Raw genomic sequence first — 21,884 nt, 5'->3', positions numbered from 1 at the left:
TGTTATGTCGATGCGAAGCCATACCTGCGGTCAGGTAACTGAATCACTCATTGGTCAGGAAATTACCCTGTCTGGTTGGGTAAATCGACGCCGTGACCACGGTGGCGTAATTTTTATTGACCTACGTGATCACCAGGGTTTTGTGCAGGTGGTATGCGATCCAGATCGTCCGGAAATGTTCGCTTTAGCTGAGCAGGTTCGTAACGAGTTTTGTATTCAGATCAAAGGCTTGGTGCGTGCGCGTCCTGCTGGTACCGAGAATAATGATTTAGTGAGCGGCAAGATTGAAGTGCTTTGCCATAGCTTGGTGATTTTGAACGCATCTATCACTCCTCCATTCCAATTAGAGGATGAGAATTTATCTGAGACCACTCGCTTAACTCACCGCGTTCTAGATTTACGTCGCCCGCAAATGCAAAAGAATTTGCGTTTGCGTTACAACGTCGCCATGGAATGCCGTCGCTACTTAGATGCTGCTGGTTTCATTGATATTGAAACGCCGATGTTGACCAAGAGCACTCCTGAGGGTGCGCGTGACTATTTAGTCCCTTCACGTGTACATGATGGTCAATTCTTTGCATTGCCACAGTCCCCTCAATTGTTTAAACAACTGTTGATGGTGGCTGGTTTTGATCGCTACTACCAAATTACGAAGTGTTTCCGTGATGAAGATTTACGAGCTGATCGTCAGCCTGAATTTACTCAGATCGACTGTGAAACTGCCTTCTTAGATGAATTAGAAATTCGTGACTTATTTGAAAATATGATTCGCCATATTTTCAAAACTACGATGAATGTGGAGTTGCCAAATCCATTCCCAACAATGCCATATTCAGAAGGTATGGCACGCTTTGGTTCTGACAAGCCTGATTTACGTGTGAATTTTGAATTTACTGAATTGACTGACTTAATGAAGGATGTCGATTTCAAGGTGTTCTCTGGCGCAGCAAATCAAGAAGGTGGTCGTGTAGTTGGTTTATGCGTTCCTGGTGGTGCTGAAATTAGCCGTAGTGAAATTGATGACTACACACAATTTGTAGCAATCTATGGTGCTAAAGGTTTGGCTTGGATCAAGGTGAACTCTGTTGCTGAAGGTCGCAATGGTTTGCAATCACCAATCGTGAAGAACTTGCATGATGCTGCCATTGAAGGCATCTTGAAGCGCACTGGTGCTAAAGATGGCGACATTATTTTCTTCGGCGCTGATAAAGAAAAAGTGGTGAATGATGCCATCGGTGGATTGCGCTTGAAGATTGGTCATTCCGCTTGGGGTAAAGAGCATGGTCTTTCTACCGAAGGTTGGAAGCCATTGTGGGTAGTGGACTTCCCAATGTTTGAATACGATGAAGACAACGCCCGTTGGGTTGCATGCCACCATCCATTCACTAGCCCTAAAGATGAGCATATGCAGTACCTCGAATCCAATCCTGGTAAGTGCTTAGCTAAAGCCTATGACATGGTTCTGAACGGTAGTGAGATTGGCGGCGGATCTGTCCGTATTCATCAAGAGGTAGTACAGAGTCAAGTATTCCGTGCCTTGAAGATCGGCGCTGAAGAAGCGCAAGCTAAATTTGGATTCTTGCTGGACGCCTTGCAATACGGTGCGCCTCCGCATGGTGGGATCGCGTTTGGTTTGGATCGCATTGTCACCATGATGACCGGTGCTGAATCTATCCGTGATGTGATTGCCTTCCCTAAAACGCAGCGTGCACAGTGTTTATTGACTCAAGCTCCTAGCCCAGTAGATGAGCGTCAGTTGAAAGAGCTACACATTCGCTTGCGCCAGGCTGCTCCAGCTGCTTAAGCAAAAGAGTATTTAAAGTATCTTGAAAATCCCCATTTCGGTTTTAGTTGTTATCTACAAATCGAATGGGGAGGTCTTGCTGATAGAACGGGCCGATAAATCGGGCTTCTGGCAATCTGTTACCGGAAGTGTTGATTTCGCTGATGAAGATCTTCATGTCGCAGCTGCGCGCGAAGTCCTTGAAGAAACTGGTATTGATATTCAATCTCTCCCTGCAGACTCTTTACGAGATATGCAGCATCAGATCGAGTACGAGATTTATCCGCAGTGGCGTATCCGCTATGCTCCTGGTGTCACTAGAAATACCGAGCATTGGTTTTCACTACTGGTGCCGAACGATACTCAAGTCCAATTAGCCCCCCGGGAGCATGTCGCTTATCAGTGGCTTCCATTTACAGATGCTGCTAAAAAGTGTTTTTCTCCTAGCAATGGTGCAGCCATTCTGCAATTGTTCTCTGCACCTTAGTGCAGAAGTGACTAAGATAGAGTGATGAGACATTCATCAGGGCATCATCATTCAGCAGGCGATTCAAAACCATCACAGGGGAGTGACTGGAAAGTCATTCGAGATTTACTCCCTTATTTGTTGGAATACAAATTTAGGGTTGCCATTGCGCTGACCTGTTTGGTAGCGGCCAAGGTTGCCAACCTTGGCATTCCGATTTTGATGAAGCAATTGATTGATGCTCTCAATATCAAGGCAGATTCTCCACAAGCATTGTTGGTAGTCCCGGCCGGATTGATACTGGCCTATGGCCTTTTAAGAATCTCCGCCTCTTTGTTTACTGAGTTGCGTGAGTCTCTCTTTGCACGCGTTACCCAAAATGCGGTACGTAAAGTAGCGCTACAAGTTTTTGAGCATTTGCATTCTTTGGCCCTGAGCTTTCATTTGGCTCGTCAGACTGGCGGGGTGAGTCGAGATATTGAACGTGGTACTCGCGGCATCCAGTCTCTGATTTCTTATTCCCTATATAGCATCCTGCCAACTTTAATTGAGTTTTGTTTAGTGCTTGGTTACTTTGCCTATGCCTACGATATTTGGTTTGCTGCCATTACGCTGGTTGCTTTAGTTCTCTATATCGGCTTTACAGTTGTCGTGACTGAATGGCGGACCCATTTCCGTCGCACCATGAATGATATGGATTCCAAGGCTAATCAGAAGGCGATTGATTCCCTCCTCAATTTTGAGACCGTCAAGTATTTTGGTAATGAGGCTTTTGAAGCGAGTCGCTACGATCAAAATTTAGTGCGTTATCAAGCAGCTGCAGTGAAGTCTCAGAAATCTTTAGCACTCCTCAATTTTGGTCAGCAGACGATTATTGCAGTTGGCCTAGTCATGATCTTGTGGCGTGCTACCTTGGGCGTGATTGACGAGTCTATGACCTTAGGTGATTTAGTGTTGGTAAACACCCTGATGATTCAGTTATACATTCCATTGAATTTCTTGGGTGTGATCTATCGTGAGATCAAGCAGGCGCTCACAGATATGGATCGGATGTTCTCACTTCTCAATACTGAGAAAGAGATTGCGGATGCACCTAATGCGAAACCTTTACTAATTACGAATCAAAGCCGTGGACCTGATATTCGCTTTGAGAATGTTTCGTTTCATTACGATGCCAAGCGTGAAATTCTGAAAGACGTGAGTTTTAATATTCCTGCGGGAACAATTACTGCAGTAGTGGGACAGAGTGGTGCAGGTAAGAGCACCTTGGCGCGTTTGTTATTCCGTTTTTATGATGTTCAATCTGGCAAGATCCTGATCGATGATCAAAATATTATCGATGTCACACAATCGAGCTTGCGCAAGGCGATTGGTATCGTTCCGCAAGATACAGTCCTATTTAATGATACGATTGGTTATAACATCGCCTATGGTAATCCCAATGCCTCTATTGAAGAAGTGCACGAGGCTGCTAGAGCTGCACAGATAGATCGCTTTATCCAACATCTACCAGATGGTTATGACACCCAAGTAGGTGAGCGTGGCTTAAAGCTGTCAGGTGGCGAGAAGCAGCGTGTTGCGATTGCACGCACCCTACTCAAAAAACCAGCGATGCTCATTTTTGATGAGGCAACATCAGCGCTGGATTCCAAAACGGAGCGAGCCTTCCAAGAAGAATTGCTTGGTCTTGCCAAAAACCGGACAACCCTGATCGTTGCTCATAGGCTTTCCACCATTATTCATGCCGATCAAATTTTGGTCATGGATCATGGCCAAATTGTGGAGCGTGGAACGCACATTGAACTCCTGGCTGCCAATGGCCGATATGCTGAGATGTGGCAAATGCAAGAGCGAAGTACTCTTGATTAGAATATCCGTATGAGCCAGCAAGAAACTATTCTCAAAAATGCTTTTGCGGCAGCTTTAGAGGTTGCTGATCCCAAGAAAATCGTCCCAGAATATCTCAGCAAGATCTTTCCCGCGGGTTCAGAGCCCAAAGGAAGGTGTTTGGTGGTGGGGGCTGGTAAGGCAAGTGCCTCTATGGCAACAGCTCTAGAGTCTCACGCCAAGAGTCATTGGCCTGATGCAATCCTTGAGGGCGTTGTATTAACTCGATACGGGCACCACTCTCCAACGAGCCATATTCAAATTATTGAAGCAGGTCACCCCGTGCCTGATCAGGCGGGTATGGATGGCGCTAAAGAAATCTATCGCTTGGTTGCTGAGCTGCAGGCTGGCGATATTCTGATTGGCTTGATTTCTGGTGGTGGCTCAAGCTTACTCACTTTGCCCCAAGCTGGGATCAGTATTGACGATATGCGCAAGACAACTGAGGCGCTCTTGCGTTCCGGTGCGCCGATCGAAGAGATGAATATTGTTCGTAAGCACTTGTCAGCGATTCAGGGTGGTAATTTGGCAAGACTAGCAATTGCACGGGGTGCCCGAGTTGAGGCTTTGCTGATCTCTGATGTCACAGGAGATGCACCCGCGGATATTGCCAGTGGCCCTTGTGCTCCAGATTACTCAACCTATCAAGATGCCTTGGATATTCTGGATAAGTATGAGCTAAATGCCGATGCTATTCCATCATCTGTTTTATCCCACTTAAAGCGTGGTCTTGCTGGTGAGGTTCCTGAGACTTTAAAAGAAGCTGATCTAAAGGGCGCTCTAGTAAACAATCATGTGATTGCTACTGCGTATAAGAGTCTTGAGGCTGCAGCAGATTACGTCCGTACACAAGGCTATGAACCGGTGATCTTGGGTGATACTGTAACTGGTGAGGCTAGAGATGTTGGTATTGAGCAAGCGGCTTTGGTGCGTCAACATTTATCGGCTAAGACTGGTAAACCCATTGCCTTCATTTCAGGTGGTGAGTGCACCGTCACAATTCCTAATGGAATAAAAGGTCGCGGTGGTCGCTGCAGCGAATACTTACTCTCACTGTTTGCCGCTTCTCAGGAGTTTCCTAAATTGGCGGCATTGGCGGCCGATACGGATGGGATTGATGGGAGCGAGAGGAATGCCGGTGCGTGGTTTACTCCCGAGACTCGCTTGGCTGCAAGCCAGGAAGGTCTCATTCCTGCGCAGTATTTAACTCAGCACAATTGCTACGATTTTTTTGCACAATTGGATGCCTTGGTGGAAACTGGGCCTACACTGACGAATGTAAATGATTTCCGCATCATCTTGCTTGATACTTAATTATGACCATTAGCCCAATACAGATTCAACTGATTCAGCCGGACGACTGGCACTTACATATTCGTGATGGTGAAGTTATGAAAGATTTATTGGCAGATACTGCGCGCCAATTCGCCCGCGCCATCATCATGCCGAACTTGAAGCCACCTGTGACGACAGTGGATTTGGCAAATGCCTATCGCGCTCGGATTGAAGCGAGCCTTCAATCATTGGCTGTGAAGAGCTTTACTCCTTTGATGACTTTATATCTCACTGATAACACATCAGCTGATGAGGTGCGCAAGGCAAAAGAGGCTGGCATTGTTGGATTTAAACTTTACCCAGCTGGCGCAACAACCAATAGTGATGCAGGGGTCAGCGATATCAAGCGTTGTTATGCTGCGCTTGAGGCAATGCAGTCTGTCGGTATGCCCTTGTTAGTGCATGGTGAGGTCACTAGTGCGCATATTGATATCTTTGATCGTGAGGCAGTATTTATTGATCAAGTGCTCGAGCCTTTGCGTAAAGATTTTCCTGAGCTGAAGATTGCGTTTGAACACATCACTACTAAGCAAGCTGCACACTATGTGCGTGATGCACAAACTGCTGGAAAAAATACACTAGCTGCAACCATTACTCCACAACATTTACTCATGAATCGTAATGCGATTTTTGCTGGCGGCATTCGCCCACACAATTATTGCTTGCCAGTACTAAAGCGTGAAGAGCATCGCGTTGCTTTGCTAGAAGCCGCAACGAGTGGCAGCCCGAGATTTTTCTTGGGCACCGATAGTGCGCCACACGCCAAGGGTGCCAAAGAGGCTGCTTGCGGTTGTGCTGGTTGTTACAGTGCTTTCAATGCTTTAGGTTTATATGCTGAGGCATTTGAGAGTGTTAACAAGTTGGATAAGCTTGAAGGTTTCGCTAGTTTGTATGGCCCTGACTTTTATTCATTGCCCCGCAATACTAAAAAAATTACTTTGGTGAAGCAGGCACAAAGCATTCCAGCAGAACTACCTTTGGGTGATGCCACGATTGTGCCGCTACGTGCTGGTGAGACCATCGCTTGGACTTTGGCTTAAGCCATTCAATACTTCCCTAATTCATTTTTAAACTTAATTTCTGCGACTGCGTTAGACTGCAGGCGCAGAGTCAATTGGGCAATCGCCGCCTCTTTATTGAGGGGGAGGAAAGTCCGGACTCCATAGGGAAGGGTGATGGCTAACGGCCATCCACGGTGACGTGAGGAATAGGGCCACAGAGACGAGCGTATTTAGTTACGGTGAAACGCGGTAACCTCCACCTGGAGCAATCCCAAGTAAGCAGGCGATGAGGCGTCCCGCTGAGTCTGCGGGTAGGGAGCTTGAGCCGTCAGGTAACTGCCGGCCTAGAGGAATGATTGCCCCTAGATGCAAATCTAGGCGACAGAATCCGGCTTATCGATTGACTCTGCACTTCCCAGCCATTTATTCGTCGTTTAGAACGTCAATGGAATAAGTGATCTCGGCTGTTTTAGCGAGCATAGTTGTGGCTGAGCAGTACTTTTCATGGGATAGCTTCACTGCGCGCCCAACCTTGCTGAAATCGAGATTTTTACCTTTAACCGTGAAATGCAGGTTAATTTTGGTAAATACCTTAGGCTCAGTCTCAGCTCTCTCTGCAGTTAGCTTGACATCACAGGCACTGATCTCTTGGCGTGCCTTTTGAAGGATTAAAACTACATCAAAGGCGGAGCAACCACCAGTTCCAGCCAAAATAAGCTCCATAGGCCTTGGGGCACTATTTTTACCACCAGCCTCTGGCGGCCCATCCATGGTGACCTGATGGCCGCTTCCGGTTTCTGCTGAAAACGCCATTCCGCCAATACCCAACCAAGATACTCGACATTCCATGTTAGTGGCCTCTAAATTAGAAAATTAATCAATATTATCAATAGTTTACCAATAATGTCAGAGCTTTGTTTTGGGGTTGATATTGCTAAAAAACATCAAAAAATTGATTTTGGTCAATATTCTTGCGTTGCACCATATTTCTTGTGTAGAATAACCATATTGGCTGTCAGTCTTATATAAGAGATCGATGTGCCTCCCAGTGTCTCCTCCACTTAAACATAGGTGGATTCCAACCCAGGACTAGATCCTGGGTTTTTTTTGGGTTACAATTCAAGGCTTTACTGGATTACCGAGCCGGTCAGCGGTAATTTGTCGTACCAGTTAAATTGCAGAATCTGCGAGCTTGCAAACATAAGCAGGGCCAAGGTGGACGTAATTTGCTTGGGGTATTTTTTTTGACCATAACAATTTGAGAAATCATGAAAACTTTTTCTGCAAAATCCCATGAGGTAGTGCATGAATGGTTCGTGATTGACGCTACGGACAAAGTCCTCGGTCGTGTCGCCAGTGAAGTGGCACTCCGTCTACGCGGCAAGCACAAGCCTGAATACACCCCACACGTTGATACTGGCGACTTCATTGTTGTCATCAACTCTTCTAAGCTACGTGTTACAGGCACAAAAGGCTTGAACAAAATTTATTACCGTCACAGCGGATACCCAGGTGGTATTAGCTCGACTAACTTCGACAAGATGCAGGACCGTTTCCCAGGTCGTGCTTTGGAGAAGGCTGTGAAGGGTATGTTGCCAAAAGGCCCACTAGGCTATGCCATGATCAAGAAATTGAAAGTCTATGGCGACGCCAGTCATCCGCATGCGGCTCAACAGCCAAAAGCGTTAGAGATTTAAGGAAACCAAATGGCTATTAATTACGGAAATTGGAATTACGGTACAGGTCGTCGCAAGAGCTCTGTAGCACGTGTATTCATTAAATCTGGCAAAGGTGAGATTACTGTTAACGGTAAACCTATCGATGCTTACTTTGCTCGCGAAACATCACGCATGATCGCTCGTCAGCCTTTGGCTCTCACAGCCCATCTAACAACCTTTGATATCAAGGTAAACGTTAGTGGTGGCGGTGAAACTGGCCAAGCTGGTGCAGTTCGTCACGGCGTTACTCGTGCATTGATCGACTACGACAACGCCTTGAAGCCAGCCCTGTCTAAAGCAGGTTTGGTAACTCGCGATGCTCGTGAAGTTGAGCGTAAAAAAGTTGGTCTGCATGGCGCGCGTCGTCGTAAGCAGTTCAGCAAGCGCTAATTTCTTTCAGTCGCTTCAGTTTTATCGAAAGGGTCGCGCAAGCGGCCCTTTTTGTTTCTACAATTAAGGTATTCAAGGAATAAAATTCATCAGTCGGCATTTTGGAGAATGACATGATCAAAGTTGGTATCGTAGGTGGCACTGGATATACCGGAGTGGAATTACTGCGTCTGCTAGCGCAACACCCCGAAGTCAAGATTCAGGCCATTACATCTCGCACAGAAGCTGGTATGCCAGTAGCTGAGATGTTCCCCTCTTTACGTGGCCGAATTGATCTCAAATTTACGACTCCTGATGAAGCTAAGTTGAATGAGTGCGACGTAGTATTCTTTGCAACTCCTCATGGCGTGGCTATGGCACAAGCAAAAGAATTGCTTGCTAACAATGTGAAGATTTTGGATCTTGCTGCTGACTTCCGTTTGAAGGACGTTAAAGAATTTGCTAAGTGGTACGGCATGGAACATGGTTGCCCAGAAATCCTAGCGGAGGCAGTGTATGGTTTGGCTGAAATCAATCGTGAAGAAATTAAAAAAGCTCGCGTAGTTGGTTTAGCGGGCTGCTATCCCACTTCTGTGCAGCTTGGGCTTGCTCCATTGCTTTCACCGAAGTCTACTGGCGGCAAACAACTGATTGATGGCACGCATATTATTTCTGACTCTAAGTCAGGCACTTCTGGTGCTGGACGTAAGGCAGAGATCGGTACATTAATGTCAGAGGCTGGAGATAACTTCAAGGCATATGGAGTTAAAGGGCATCGCCATCTTCCAGAAATTGTCCAGGGCTTAAAAGCCATTGCTGGTCACGACCAGATTGGCCTAACATTTGTGCCACACCTGACGCCAATGATTAGGGGTATTCATTCAACTCTGTATGTTCGCTTGACTGAAGCTGGAATGAAGGTGGATTTCCAGAAGCTATATGAGGATTTCTACAAAGGTGAGCCTTTTGTGGATGTGATGCCTGCCGGCAGTCATCCAGAAACACGGTCTGTGCGGGGTAGCAATGGCTTGCGGATTGCCATTCACCGTCCTGGCGATGGAGATACTTTGGTCATTTTGGTGGTGGAAGATAATTTGGTGAAGGGCGCCTCAGGTCAGGGTGTTCAGTGTATGAACCTGATGTTTGGCTTGCCTGAGACCACTGGATTGACCCAGATTGCCGTTTCACCTTAATGTGGCTACTGGAAAGACCCTTCAGCACGCTTGGAATTAAAAGCCTAAAATAGATCATTGCCTTTTGAATTAGGAGTAAATCATGACCCAATTAGCTACGCAAGAAACTGTACAAGATTTAGCCGAGCCACCAGTTCCATTGGTGTTTACGGATAGTGCTGCTGCAAAAGTGGCTGACTTGATTGCTGAAGAAGGCAATCCTGAATTAAAACTGCGCGTGTTTGTTCAAGGTGGTGGTTGCTCAGGGTTTCAGTATGGCTTCACATTTGATGATGCTGTAAATGAAGATGACACACTCTTTGAAAAAAATGGCGTGACTTTATTGGTGGATTCAATGAGCTTCCAATATTTAGTTGGTGCTGAGATTGATTACAAAGAAGATATCAATGGTTCGCAGTTCGTAATCAAAAATCCGAATGCCCAAACTACTTGTGGTTGCGGGTCTTCTTTCTCTGCTTAAATCAATTTAAATTATTTAAGCAGGATAGCAAGCGCCTAGAATTCTGGGTCCCTTCGCTCCCGTAACGGCTGGCAAATTTGCTGGCCGTTTTTCTTTGTGAGCCCACGCAAGCCAAGCAAAGGCAAGGCCCTCGACTAGCTGAGGGTCAATTCCAGCCGAATCGCTTGTGGTAATTTTTAAAGACTGCATAAAAAGTTCTTGTGCTTTGAATTTGAACAAGCTCATCAAGGCATTATTTTTAGCGCCACCACCGCAGACAATTAGTTTTTGGGTTTGTGGGGCGTATCGAGCCAAGGCATCGAGGGCTGAGTGCACAGTTAGGAACAGTAAGGTTGCTTGGATATCCTCTGGATTGATATTGTCTAAACCAATATATTTTTTCAGCCAATCAAGATGAAACTCATCTCTGCCTGTACTCTTAGGAGGTGCTTTTGCAAAGAATGGGTCAGTCAACATTCTTTCGAGCAGACCTTGATTATAGGTTCCTTGCAGAGCCCAGCTACCATCTTTATCAAATTCATGACCTTGCTGATCAGCGATCCACGCATCCATCAACATGTTTGCTGGACCGCAATCAAATCCAGTTACATTCCCATCTTTGGGAAGTAGTGTCAGATTAGCAATGCCACCAAGATTGAGAACGGCTACATTTTCATTAGAGGAAAATTGTTGCGCGTGAAAGGCTGGCACTAGAGGTGCACCATGACCGCCTGCCGCCAAATCACGACTTCTAAAGTCCGCAATGACATCAATCCCAGTTAACTCTGCAAGAAGCGCGGGATTGAGGGTCTGGTGCGTGTAAGCCAGGTGATGAGCAAGATCCGCTTGGTGACGAATGGTCTGACCATGTGCGCCAATGGCGATGATATCTGCAGGGGAAAGCTTGACTTGAGCAAGCAACTCTTTGACCGCATCCGCATAGGCTGCTGCCAGGGCATTTGCAGCCTGATTTTCACGGTGGATTTCATTTGGGCCGGGACTTTGTAAATCAACAAGGGCTTTACGCAGTTCCGAGCTAAATGGGGTGCTTACGGAGCCCAGGAGGCGAGCCTCCCCTGAGGCATCGATCTTCGCTAGAACAGCATCTATCCCATCTAGGCTAGTACCAGACATCAGGCCAATAAAGAGGGATTGAGGCTTATTCATGCAGTATCAGGACTTTATTCTCAGGAATGCGACAATTATGCTTTAGCAATTTAAATACTAATTTAACCGACTAAGTAAGTCACTAAGCTAACCCAATCAGCATGACGGCTAAACCAGAACATAAATACCCACTGACCCCTGAAGTTTTTGCAGCCCTTGAAGTCACTAAAAGGGGTTGTGACGAGTTATTGGTCGAGGCTGACTGGATCCAGAAGCTAGCTAAAAGCCAAGCGACTGGTACACCTTTGCGTATTAAATTGGGTTTAGATCCAACTGCGCCAGATATTCATTTGGGTCATACGGTTGTTTTGAACAAATTGCGTCAGCTTCAAGATTTAGGTCACACCGTGATTTTCTTGATTGGTGACTTCACCAGCATGATTGGTGACCCCTCTGGACGTAATGCAACGCGCCCCCCACTGACTGCCGAAGAAATTGCTGTTAATGCGCAGACCTACTATCGTCAGGCCAGTATGGTGCTTGATCCTGCTAAAACTGAGGTGCGCTACAACAGTGAGTGGTGCGACCCTCTCGGTGCACGCGGCATGATTCAGTTAGCGGCACGTTATACCGTTGCACAAATGTTAGAGCGCGATGACTTTACCAAGCGCTACCGTAGTGGGATACCGATCTCTGTGCATGAGTTCTTGTATCCACTAATGCAGGGTTATGACTCAGTTGCTCTCAAGAGCGACTTAGAGCTTGGGGGCACTGATCAGAAATTTAACCTCTTAGTTGGGCGCGAGCTCCAACGTGAGTATGGCCAAGAGCCTCAATGTATTTTGACCATGCCGCTACTGGTTGGTTTGGATGGCGTTGATAAGATGAGTAAGTCCAAAGGTAATTACATTGGCATTAGCGAGCCTGCTGGTGAGATGTTCGGCAAACTTTTGAGTATCTCCGATGACTTGATGTGGGATTACTTCACATTACTGTCATTCCGTCCTATGGCGGAAATTGACCTGATGAAGCAAGAAGTAGCTGCCGGTAGGAATCCTAAAGATTGCAAAGTGCTGCTCGCACAAGAAATCGTCGCACGCTTTCATTCGCAAACTGCCGCAGAAAAAGCTTTGGAAGACTTTAATCATCGCGCTAAAGGCGGGATACCAGATGACATCCCAGAAGTAAGTCTCACTGGAGCTCCAATGGGGATTGCTAGCCTTTTGAAGGCTGCAGGCTTGGCACCATCTACGTCTGAAGCGATGCGCAACATCGAGCAAAACGGCGTAAAGATTGATGGCACAACAGTTACCGATAAACAGTTAAAAGTTGATGCTGGTACTTACGTAGTGCAGGTGGGCAAGCGTAAGTTTGCTAAGGTAACTTTAGTTAAGTAGTACTAAAAAATTGACTGTAGACCTCAATACATGAAATTAATGTTTGAGAGAAAAATATGAATCATGATGAGACATTCTCTTAAATACCTTTTAAAGAAATATGCTTTTTATTTTGGCGGTGATCAACCACACGTCTCTTGGTTAGAGCGCTTTAGATCAGTATTTGGAGTATTTGCGGGTCTTTTACTTGTACTCACTATCTCAAGATATCTTGGAGATCTCAGTGGTGTAAATGAATGGCTTATGGCTTCTTTGGGTGCCAGCGCTTTACTGGTTTTTGTACTCCCACAGAGCCCTATGGCCCAACCTTGGGCAGTCATTGCAGGCAACACCCTATCTGCTTTAGTCGGAATCTCAGTAATTCATTTTGTGGACGATCCACTGTTGGCAATGTCATTTGCAGCCAGCTTATCTATTTTAGGAATGTTTATTTTGCGCTGCTTGCACCCCCCTGCAGCTGCAATTGCTTTAATTGTGGTGCTTGGCAATGTCATGCATTATCGGTATGCAATATTTCCGATAATGATAGATTCTGTAATACTAGTTTTGGTTGCGGCAGCCTATAGCAATTTAACTGGTAAAAGTTACCCCAATAGACCAAGCTAGGATTGATAACTTTTCTAGCTTATCTGAATAATTTCAAGATATCTGGCCATCACCAGCAGGTGGCGTTAGGCCAAAATGCTCATAAGCCTGACGTGTTGCGACCCTGCCTCTAGAGGTTCTTTGTAGGTAGCCTTGTTGAATCAGGTAGGGCTCCAATACATCTTCAATGGTGTCACGCTCTTCGCCAATAGCCGCTGCTAAGTTATCAATACCCACTGGCCCTCCATCAAACTTATGCAAGATGGCTTCCAGTAATTTCCTGTCCATTACATCAAAACCACTTGGGTCCACATCGAGCATTTTTAATGCTGCATCTGCCATTTGCTTGGTAATGGTGCCGGTACCCTTGACCTCGGCATAGTCACGTACTCGACGTAGCAGGCGATTGGCGATACGTGGTGTGCCTCTAGCGCGCTTTGCAATCTCAATCGAACCCTCTGGGTCAATATCGGCTTTGAGTAAGCCGGCAGAGCGCGTAATAATTTTGGTGAGCTCTTCAGTAGTGTAGAACTCCAGTCTTGCCACAATACCAAAGCGATCACGCAGTGGATTAGTGAGCATACCGGCACGAGTAGTTGCACCGATTAAGGTAAATGGCTTGAGATCAATTTTGACGCTGCGCGCTGCAGGCCCCTCACCAATCATGATGTCCAGGCTGTAGTCTTCTAGTGCTGGATAGAGAATCTCCTCAACTACTGGAGAGAGTCGATGAATCTCATCAATAAAGAGCACATCGTTTGCTTCCAAATTGGTAAGTAATGCGGCAAGATCGCCAGGTCTATCCAGAACGGGGCCGCTAGTTTGGCGCAAGTTCACGCCTAGTTCTCTAGCAATGATGTGGGCTAGGGTAGTTTTACCAAGGCCAGGAGGGCCAAAAAGCAGTACGTGATCGAGAGCCTCTTGTCTGGCTCTCGTTGCAGTAATAAAGATTTCTAGTTGAGCGCGAGCCTTGGTTTGACCAACATACTCATCCAACTGTTTTGGGCGCAAGGCTCTTTCAAAGACGGCCTCAGAATTACCTGCCGCGCCGCTAACGATACGGTCATTGGCTTCAGGTAAATCTTCGGGAATTGAGCTGAGATCTTCGGTGTGGATTGCCATACTGCAAGTGTAGTGGTGTTTGAGTGCTTAGTTATGAAGACTTCGAGAGGTATTTGAGGCCCATGCGAATACCATCTGAAACGGTAGTGTCAGGCGGTATTTGTTTGAGGGCAAGATGCGCCTCTTTTTCTGAATAACCCAGAGCCAAGAGTGCCTGCAATATTTCACTGCTGGCTTCAATTGTCTGGGGCTTGCCACCCACAATTCCTAAATCTGGAGCTAGCTTCCCTTTGAGCTCGAGGCAAAGACGCTCGGCAGTCTTTTTCCCAATGCCAGGAACCTGAGTCAGGCGTCCCGCTTCTTGCATTGCAATGGCTTGAGCTAATTCATTGACACTCATGCCAGAGAGTACTGCAAGGGCAGTCCGTGATCCAACACCGCTAATTTTGATCAGTTGTCTAAAAGCTTCACGTTCTGTTTCTGTAGCAAAGCCAAAAAGTTGCTGCGCATCTTCTCGTACTTGAAAGTGCGTGAGAAGTGTAATTTTTTGATTAGTCTCTGGTAGTTGATACAGGGTACTCATGGGCACATCGATCTCATAACCAACGCCTTGGCAATCTACCAAGAGGCGAGGTGGGTGAACCGAAACGAGAATGCCTTGAATGCGACCAATCATATAAAGATCTTAACCTGTTTATATTGTTATTTCTTGCTACTCTTTTTGGGCGCAAGGGCGGCAGTAATGGCTTTCGGAATCTGGGCATGATGCGCAGCGCAAATCGCCACCCCTAATGCATCGGCTGCATCTGTACCAGGGGCGCGGCTTAGGCGTAGCAAACGCTTGACCATTTCTTGCACCTGAGGTTTGGTGGCTCTGCCGGTTCCCACGATGGACTGCTTTACCCTAAGTGCACTGAACTCAGCGACTGGGAGCTTGTTGGACACTAGAGCTGCAATCACTGCACCTCGTGCCTGACCTAGCATCAAGGTAGAGCGAGGATTGACGTTCAGGAATACTTCTTCAATAGCAGCTTGCTCTGGGTGGTATGTCTCTAGAACTTCTTTAATGCCTGCATACAAGATTCCTAGTCGATCAGGGAGTCCTTGTGCTGGGTCGCCACTCTCAATCGTCCCAGAGGCTACGTAACTCAGCTTTTGGCCATCAACATCAATAACGCCAAAACCCGTTGTTCGTAGACCTGGGTCGATTCCTATCCAGCGCATGGGTGCTTAGTGTCGGAAGTGACGTGTGCCAGTAAAGATCATGGCAATGCCATGCTCATTGGCCGCCGCAATAATTTCATCATCACGCATGCTGCCACCAGGCTGGATAGCGCAGCTTGCACCACCATTCACAACGACATCCAAGCCGTCACGAAATGGGAAGAAGGCATCGCTAGCAACTGCCGAGCCTTTCAGGCTCAGACCTGCGTTCTCTGCCTTAATGCTTGCCATGCGAGCGGAATCGACGCGACTCATTTGTCCAGCGCCAATACCAAGCGTCATACCCTTAGCGCAATACACAATCGCATTTGATTTCACAAACTTGGCTACGCGCCATGCAAACATCATGTCATGCATTTCGCTTGGAGTTGGAAGACGCTTACTTACAACACGCATTTCGTTTTCAAGGACGTTCTTCGCATCAGGAGACTGAACTAGCAATCCACCGCCAACGCGTTTGAAGTCAAAAGTATTAAATGCGGTACCCAGAGGAATCTCTAAGAGACGCACATTTTGTTTAGCAGCAAATATAGCCTTTGCTTCATCGCTAAAACTAGGCGCAATTAATACTTCTACAAACTGTTTGGAAATTGCTTCAGCTGTGGCACCGTCACATGGCACATTGAGGGCAATAATTCCACCGAAGGCAGAGCTTGGGTCGGTTTTAAATGCTTTTTGATAAGCCTCGAGGCCGTTAGCTGCAACAGCTACGCCGCAAGGGTTGGCATGCTTAATAATGACGCAGGCTGCAGCACCACCAGTACTGCCAGTGAAGCTCTTGACGCATTCCCAGGCAGAGTCAGCATCAGCGATGTTGTTGTAGGAAAGCTCTTTACCTTGTAGTTGCTTGTAATTGGCAAGCGCACCATCGACTGGATAGATATCTTTATAAAAAGCAGCTGATTGGTGTGGGTTCTCCCCATAACGCATCTCTTGTACTTTTTCAAAGGCAAGGTGTAAGGTTTCTGGATAGGCAGAACGTTTCTTGTGATCGAGCTCATCACCTAATGCAGATAAATAATTGGCAATCGCGCCGTCGTATTGAGCGGTATGGGCAAATACCTTTTTAGCTAGAGCTAAATTAGTTTTATAGGAAACCACGTTCTGATTGACTTTCATTTCTTCAAGTACAGGCGCGTAGTCTTCTGGTGAAATGAGTACCGTAACATCTTGATGATTCTTAGCAGCAGCGCGCAACATGGCTGGGCCGCCAATATCAATATTCTCAACCGCATCTTCAAATGAGCAATCGGCTTTAGCAACGGTCTCATTAAACGGATAGAGATTAATAACTAGCATGTCGATCGTATCGATACCATGTTCTTTCAAAGCAGCCATATGCTCAGGGAAGTCTCGACGAGCCAACAAGCCACCATGCACCATAGGATGCAAGGTCTTTACGCGGCCATCCAACATCTCTGGGAACTTGGTGAGTGAAGATACCTCTACTACAGGTAAATTATTTTCAGCTAACAGCTTTGCAGTACCGCCAGTAGAAATCAGTTTGATACCTTGCTCATGAAGGGCTTTAGCGAACGGCACAATGCCATTTTTATCGGAAACAGAGAGTAGGGCTGTGCGGATCATATTTTTCAGAAGGTTGAATTAATAAAGAATTTACGTATGGGGTCCGGCTTATTTCAGGAGTTGGTGTTCAACCAATTTCTTGTGAAGCGTATTGCGGTTGATGCCAAGGTACTGCGCAGCCAAAGATTGATTCTGCTTTGCATGCTGCATGACCAATTCCAGCATCGGTTTTTCAACTACTGCGAGAACCATTTCATATAAGTTAGATGGAGGTGTTCCTTTGAGATCATCCAAATAACGTTGTAGTTGGGTCTCAATGCATTCAGTGATGGGGTGCTTATTCGTCATGGATAAATTAAATAAAAAACTAAATTAGGCTGCTTCTAAAAATAACAAACGATCAGAATGGGATTTCATTTCATTGAAAAAATCATTCACCATTTGTAATTGGGTTTTGCAATCATCGGCGGTATTCATTCTTTGGCGGAAGGCATGGGAGTCACGTAAGCCTTTGCAGTACCAGCCAATATGCTTACGCGCTGTGCGTAGGCCAACATACTCGCCATAGAACTCATAGTGATCGATGAGATGGGCATTCATAATTTCTTGAATTTCATTGATCTGCGGTGTAGGTAATTTGCCCCCTGTTTCCAAGAAATAATTGATTTCACGAAATATCCAGGGACGTCCTTGGGCGGCACGACCAATCATGATGGCATCGGCCTTAGTTTCTTTTAAAACAAACGCTGCTTTTTCTGGAGTAGTGATATCGCCATTAGCAACCACCGGAATGGCAACGCTATTCTTCACTGCGGTAATCGTTTCGTACTCCGCCTCACCGTGATAAAGGTCGGCTTTTGTACGACCATGTACGGTCAACATGGAGATGCCAGATTTTTCAGCCAGACGTGCAATATCAATCGCATTTTTATGTTCGCGATCCCAGCCTGTCCGAATCTTTAAGGTCACAGGAACCGCATCAGGACCTACGCCCACTGCCTGTACTACGGCTTCCAAAATTTGCTGCACCAAAGGCTCGTCTCTTAACAATGCAGAACCAGCTGCAACATTGCATACCTTTTTGGCTGGGCAACCCATATTGATATCAATAATCTGGGCGCCATGATCGACATTAAGTTTGGCCGCCGCCGCCATCATCTTGGGGTCGGCACCAGCGATTTGGACTGCAATCGGCTTAAATTCACCTTGGTGATTAGCGCGACGTTGGGTTTTCTCACTTTTCCACAGCAAAGCGTTAGAGGCAATCATTTCGGATACGGCATAGCCGGCACCAAGCTTTTTACAGAGCTGGCGAAAAGGGCGATCCGTTACCCCTGCCATTGGGGCAACAAATAATCTATTCGCGAGAAGGTGTGGGCCGATCTTCATGGGGTGGGCTGAATTCTGGAGGGCTTCTAGTGCTTAGGAAAGGGTGTCACTTTAGCACAACTCAGTATAAATCTGCCTAAAAAATAGGCAGATTCCATGATTTAGATCAAATGATGAATGCTTGTATTTTGGAGTCTATTTAAGCCTCTTAGCGCCTGCCAAACATCATCTGCCGGGCTAAGGCTGTTTTAACTGGCGGGAGCCACTGGAGGGCCGATAAAGCCAAGCCACGGCCGATCACAATGGGCAATAGATTGGAAGTGAAGATTCTGGCCATGAAGTCGGTTAGGCCAATGGTGGCGGATCGATCGACCTTCCGACTTTGGGCATAGTCCTGCAATGTCGCCTCAATGGCCGTTACAGTTTTTTGATCTTCAGATTTGGAGAAGAGGATGCTGAGTTTTTCGGCCAAGAGATAGGCATCCCTTAATCCAAGGTTAAGGCCTTGTCCTGCAACGGGATGCAAAGTTTGGGCGGCATTACCAATCCAAACCTCATTGCCCTGAGTAATTTCTTTGCGGTAGTTGAGGCCTAGATCATAAAGACGGCGATCTTGGATTTTGAGGAACTGACCAATACGCGAACCAAACTCGGCTTGCAGGCTCTTTAGAAAATCAGCATCACTTAAAGCAAGACGTGCTTGTGAAGAGCTTGGCGTTCCACACCAAACCAGATTCAGAATATTGCGACCATAGTGACTCGGCAGAACTGCTAAAGGCCCTTCGGAAGTAAAGCGTTCCCATGCTTGATGGGGTACTGCATCCTCAACCTCGATTAAGCCAACTAAAGCGGACTGCTCATAGTCTCTGCCGGACTCAACCCAATCTTGGGTTTTAAATAAACCGCCTTCAGCATGCACTACGCATTTGGCTAGAATATGTGAAGTATCGGTATCAGCATTGATGTGCTCCCAAACAAAATTGGAACTCTTTGTTTTAATGACTCTTAAAGCCTGACGCAGTGTGAGATGAATATCTCGATAACGAACGATGTGACCTAGAGCATCTTGCCCAAGCTCTTCGCGAGTCATCAGAGCGCGGCCAAAACGACCTGCTTGTGAGACATGAACTCGATAAATGTCCGCACACTCTGTAGGCCATGCCTTGATGGTGTCGAGCAAGAGTTTGCTACCGTGCGATAAGGCTATCCCTCTGCTATCGGCAGCAGCTAAATCTGCATCATTCATAGGGTTGCGATCGAGCAAGACAATCTTAGCTTCTGGAAATTTTTGCAAGCACCATGCTACGCAGGCTAGACCAACTGGTCCACCACCTTGAATCAAAATATCGAAGCTCTTTGCTGACATGCTTCGCAACTTAATTATTCTTCATCAGTGCTTCAATCTCATCAGCTTTGACTGGTACGCCGCGAGAAATCAATTCACATCCTGAGTCATTCACTACTGCATCATCTTCAATGCGGATGCCAATATTCCAGAAGCGTTCATCGACATCATCTGCTGGGCGAACGTATAGGCCTGGCTCAATGGTGAGGACCATGCCAGATTTAAGAATACGCCATGGTTTTTCAGCGGAATCTGTTGATGTGCTCAGTGGTTCGCGATACGAGCCGACATCGTGAACATCCATACCCAACCAGTGCGAGGTGCGGTGCATATAGAAGCGACGATAGGCGCCAGTCTCAATTGCATTGTCTAAAGAACCTACTTCTGCAAGCTTGAGAAGCTTCTCATCAATCAGGCCTTGAGTGAGCACCTTTAACGCTGCCTCATGTGGCTGCATAAATGTATTTCCAGGTTTGGTTGCTGCAATTGCTGCCTCTTGTGATGCTAGGGTGATGTCATACAGCGTACGTTGCGGCCCTGTGAACCGACCATTCACTGGAAATGTACGGGTGATGTCTGAAGCGTAGCCATCCAGCTCGCATCCCGCGTCAATCAGACAGAGTTCACCACTACGTAGTTCGGCATCACCAGCACGGTAATGCAGAATGCAGGAGTTGGCACCACCAGCAACAATGCTGTTGTATGCAACGCTTTGCGCACCGCTATAGCGGAATTCATGAAGAAGCTCAGCTTCGAGATGATATTCACGCATACCGGGTTTACAGGTTTGCATAGCACGAATATGCGCGCGTGCAGAAATTTCGGCAGCGCGGCGCATGATATCGATTTCATGGGCATCTTTAAAGAGACGCATTTCATGAATCAAACTCTCTACATCATGAAACTCAGATGGTGGGTTAACTCCAGCACGTGCCTGAGACCGTACTTGTTTCATCCAATGACGTAAGCGACGATCTGTTTCAGCGCTTTCTGAAAGACGAATGTAGACCGCATCTTGATCTGCTAATAACTCACCCAATTTTTTATCTAGCTCATGATTGCTGTAGGCATATTCCACGCCCAAGATTGAGGGTGCAGCTTCTGGCCCTAAACGAATGCCATCCCAAATCTCACGCTCTGCATCTTTGGGTCTGCAAAAGAGATGTGATTCCAGTTGTGCTTGTGATGCTGATCCAGCAATCTTTAATACGAGTGTTGCACCTGGCTCTTCAAAACCAGTGAGGTAGAAAAAATCGCTGTCGTGACGATAAGGAAACTCGCTATCGCGATTGCGCGCAGTCTCGGGTGCTGTAGTGATGATGACAATGCCGCCGCTAGTTTTGGCGCAGATCAGCTTTGCGAGTTCAACCCGGCGTTGTTGGTAAATAGTGGACTTATTCATGCGCTGCATTGAGCTCTTGTAATCGTTGAGGTGTACCTACATCGTGCCACGGACCGGCATATTTTTCACCAGACACTCGATTTTTGGCCATAGCCTCCCTGAGGAGTGGGGCTAACTTAGCAGGTACACCCAACTCTACATCTTTAAAGAGGTCTCGATGGTAGATGCCGATACCGGAAAAAGTTAGTTTTTCGGCATCGGCCAGAGATTCAGAGGCCACTTGGGAGCCTTTTAGATAAAAGTCCCCCTCGAGGTGTTGAACTGGATTGGGAACCATCAAAAGATGTGCCAAAGGTTGATTTGGCATGCTTCGTAAACTGGAAATTTGTTCCAAAAGCTGCGCAATCGGTAGATTTGGGCTAAAAACATCCCCATTAATCACTAAGAAATAATCGCTGGGGTTCAGCAAGGGGAGTGCTTTACAAATGCCACCTGCTGTTTCTAAGGCGATAGTTTCTGGAGAGTAGGCAATATTCAAATTAAATTGACTGCCATTTCCTAGGGCTTGCTCAATCTTATTGCCAAGCCAAGCATGATTAATCACTACATTCTCAATGCCTGCCGCACTGAGTGCTTCTAAATGCCAGGCGAGTAAGGATTTGTTTTTAATGGTGAGGAGTGGTTTAGGCAGCTCATCGGTTAGTGGACGCATGCGTTCGCCTCGACCTGCGGCCAGTAAAAAGCAAGGAACGAGATTGCGCTTATTCATGATTGA

At 46.6% G+C, this 21,884-nt stretch carries 22 protein-coding genes and 1 other RNA gene; 12 read left to right on the top strand and 11 right to left on the bottom strand.

The window, feature by feature from the left end; translation table 11 throughout:
- Positions 1-4: 4 nt before the first annotated feature.
- The 6 genes from aspS to rnpB all read left to right on the top strand — a co-directional run bounded on the left by aspS (position 5) and on the right by rnpB (position 6,884).
- Positions 5-1,804 (top strand): aspartate--tRNA ligase, encoded by a 1,800-nt coding sequence (gene aspS / locus FD975_RS09265; RefSeq protein WP_215302103.1) that lies wholly within the window; start codon positions 5-7, stop codon positions 1,802-1,804.
- Between the two features lie 22 nt (positions 1,805-1,826).
- Entirely contained in the window at positions 1,827-2,270 is a 444-nt protein-coding gene (nudB, locus tag FD975_RS09260) for a dihydroneopterin triphosphate diphosphatase (protein ID WP_215302102.1), read from the top strand.
- Positions 2,271-2,294: 24 nt separating this feature from the next.
- Entirely contained in the window at positions 2,295-4,118 is a 1,824-nt protein-coding gene (locus FD975_RS09255) for an ABC transporter ATP-binding protein/permease (protein ID WP_215302101.1), read from the top strand.
- A gap of 9 nt (positions 4,119-4,127) precedes the next feature.
- Positions 4,128-5,450, top strand: a complete 1,323-nt coding sequence (locus FD975_RS09250) for a glycerate kinase (RefSeq protein WP_215302100.1) — start codon at positions 4,128-4,130, stop codon at positions 5,448-5,450.
- Positions 5,451-5,452: 2 nt separating this feature from the next.
- Entirely contained in the window at positions 5,453-6,511 is a 1,059-nt protein-coding gene (pyrC, locus tag FD975_RS09245; protein ID WP_215302099.1) for a dihydroorotase, read from the top strand.
- Between the two features lie 66 nt (positions 6,512-6,577).
- An RNA gene (rnpB, locus tag FD975_RS09240) (RNase P RNA component class A) lies at positions 6,578-6,884 on the top strand.
- Between the two features lie 11 nt (positions 6,885-6,895).
- Here rnpB and FD975_RS09235 read toward each other — a convergent pair.
- Positions 6,896-7,321 (bottom strand): OsmC family protein, encoded by a 426-nt coding sequence (locus FD975_RS09235; RefSeq protein ID WP_215302098.1) that lies wholly within the window; start codon positions 7,319-7,321, stop codon positions 6,896-6,898.
- 419 nt (positions 7,322-7,740) lie between these two features.
- On the opposite strand from FD975_RS09235, the gene rplM reads away from it, so the two are divergent.
- The 4 genes from rplM (at position 7,741) to erpA (ending at position 10,212) form a co-directional block, all read left to right on the top strand.
- Positions 7,741-8,169 (top strand): 50S ribosomal protein L13, encoded by a 429-nt coding sequence (rplM, locus tag FD975_RS09230; RefSeq protein WP_015422034.1) that lies wholly within the window; start codon positions 7,741-7,743, stop codon positions 8,167-8,169.
- Positions 8,170-8,178: 9 nt separating this feature from the next.
- Positions 8,179-8,580 (top strand): 30S ribosomal protein S9, encoded by a 402-nt coding sequence (gene rpsI, locus FD975_RS09225; RefSeq protein ID WP_076023685.1) that lies wholly within the window; start codon positions 8,179-8,181, stop codon positions 8,578-8,580.
- A 113-nt stretch (positions 8,581-8,693) separates the two neighbouring features.
- Positions 8,694-9,752, top strand: a complete 1,059-nt coding sequence (gene argC / locus FD975_RS09220; RefSeq protein WP_215302097.1) for an N-acetyl-gamma-glutamyl-phosphate reductase — start codon at positions 8,694-8,696, stop codon at positions 9,750-9,752.
- Positions 9,753-9,834: 82 nt separating this feature from the next.
- Entirely contained in the window at positions 9,835-10,212 is a 378-nt protein-coding gene (gene erpA, locus FD975_RS09215; protein ID WP_015422031.1) for an iron-sulfur cluster insertion protein ErpA, read from the top strand.
- 15 nt (positions 10,213-10,227) lie between these two features.
- Here erpA and FD975_RS09210 read toward each other — a convergent pair whose 3' ends face one another.
- Complete coding sequence (locus FD975_RS09210) at positions 10,228-11,358, bottom strand: anhydro-N-acetylmuramic acid kinase (RefSeq protein WP_215302096.1); 1,131 nt, start codon at positions 11,356-11,358, stop codon at positions 10,228-10,230.
- A gap of 101 nt (positions 11,359-11,459) precedes the next feature.
- Between FD975_RS09210 and tyrS the strand changes: the two genes are divergently transcribed.
- Both tyrS and FD975_RS09200 read left to right on the top strand, forming a co-directional pair.
- Complete coding sequence (gene tyrS / locus FD975_RS09205; protein WP_215302095.1) at positions 11,460-12,695, top strand: tyrosine--tRNA ligase; 1,236 nt, start codon at positions 11,460-11,462, stop codon at positions 12,693-12,695.
- Positions 12,696-12,758: 63 nt separating this feature from the next.
- Positions 12,759-13,301: an HPP family protein gene (locus tag FD975_RS09200; protein WP_251371189.1), complete on the top strand. Its 543-nt coding sequence runs from the start codon at positions 12,759-12,761 to the stop codon at positions 13,299-13,301.
- Between the two features lie 33 nt (positions 13,302-13,334).
- Here the strand turns inward: FD975_RS09200 and ruvB are convergent, their stop codons facing one another.
- From ruvB to murU, 9 genes are all read right to left on the bottom strand, one after another.
- On the bottom strand, positions 13,335-14,402 hold the full coding sequence (gene ruvB, locus FD975_RS09195) for a Holliday junction branch migration DNA helicase RuvB (RefSeq protein ID WP_215302094.1): 1,068 nt from the start codon (positions 14,400-14,402) through the stop codon (positions 13,335-13,337).
- A 31-nt stretch (positions 14,403-14,433) separates the two neighbouring features.
- Positions 14,434-15,018: a Holliday junction branch migration protein RuvA gene (ruvA, locus tag FD975_RS09190; protein ID WP_215302093.1), complete on the bottom strand. Its 585-nt coding sequence runs from the start codon at positions 15,016-15,018 to the stop codon at positions 14,434-14,436.
- A 26-nt stretch (positions 15,019-15,044) separates the two neighbouring features.
- Positions 15,045-15,566, bottom strand: a complete 522-nt coding sequence (gene ruvC, locus FD975_RS09185; RefSeq protein ID WP_215302092.1) for a crossover junction endodeoxyribonuclease RuvC — start codon at positions 15,564-15,566, stop codon at positions 15,045-15,047.
- A 6-nt stretch (positions 15,567-15,572) separates the two neighbouring features.
- On the bottom strand, positions 15,573-17,153 hold the full coding sequence (purH, locus tag FD975_RS09180; protein WP_215302091.1) for a bifunctional phosphoribosylaminoimidazolecarboxamide formyltransferase/IMP cyclohydrolase: 1,581 nt from the start codon (positions 17,151-17,153) through the stop codon (positions 15,573-15,575).
- Between the two features lie 48 nt (positions 17,154-17,201).
- Entirely contained in the window at positions 17,202-17,441 is a 240-nt protein-coding gene (locus FD975_RS09175; protein ID WP_215302090.1) for a helix-turn-helix domain-containing protein, read from the bottom strand.
- Between the two features lie 24 nt (positions 17,442-17,465).
- Positions 17,466-18,482 carry a tRNA dihydrouridine synthase DusB gene (gene dusB / locus FD975_RS09170; RefSeq protein WP_215302089.1) on the bottom strand — a complete coding sequence of 339 codons (1,017 nt, stop codon included), beginning with the start codon at positions 18,480-18,482 and terminating at the stop codon, positions 17,466-17,468.
- A 148-nt stretch (positions 18,483-18,630) separates the two neighbouring features.
- Entirely contained in the window at positions 18,631-19,788 is a 1,158-nt protein-coding gene (locus tag FD975_RS09165) for an FAD-dependent monooxygenase (protein ID WP_215302088.1), read from the bottom strand.
- A 10-nt stretch (positions 19,789-19,798) separates the two neighbouring features.
- Positions 19,799-21,169 carry an aminopeptidase P N-terminal domain-containing protein gene (locus FD975_RS09160; RefSeq protein ID WP_371743376.1) on the bottom strand — a complete coding sequence of 457 codons (1,371 nt, stop codon included), beginning with the start codon at positions 21,167-21,169 and terminating at the stop codon, positions 19,799-19,801.
- Positions 21,162-21,878, bottom strand: a complete 717-nt coding sequence (murU, locus tag FD975_RS09155; protein WP_215302086.1) for an N-acetylmuramate alpha-1-phosphate uridylyltransferase MurU — start codon at positions 21,876-21,878, stop codon at positions 21,162-21,164. Before murU ends, FD975_RS09160 begins: the two co-directional genes overlap by 8 nt.
- Positions 21,879-21,884: the final 6 nt, after the last annotated feature.

It is taken from the genome of Polynucleobacter sp. AP-Jannik-300A-C4 (genome assembly GCF_018688335.1).
GTDB lineage: Bacteria > Pseudomonadota > Gammaproteobacteria > Burkholderiales > Burkholderiaceae > Polynucleobacter.
The sequence above is the reverse complement of the archived record's forward strand: the minus strand, read 5'-3'. Positions and strand labels throughout refer to the sequence as shown.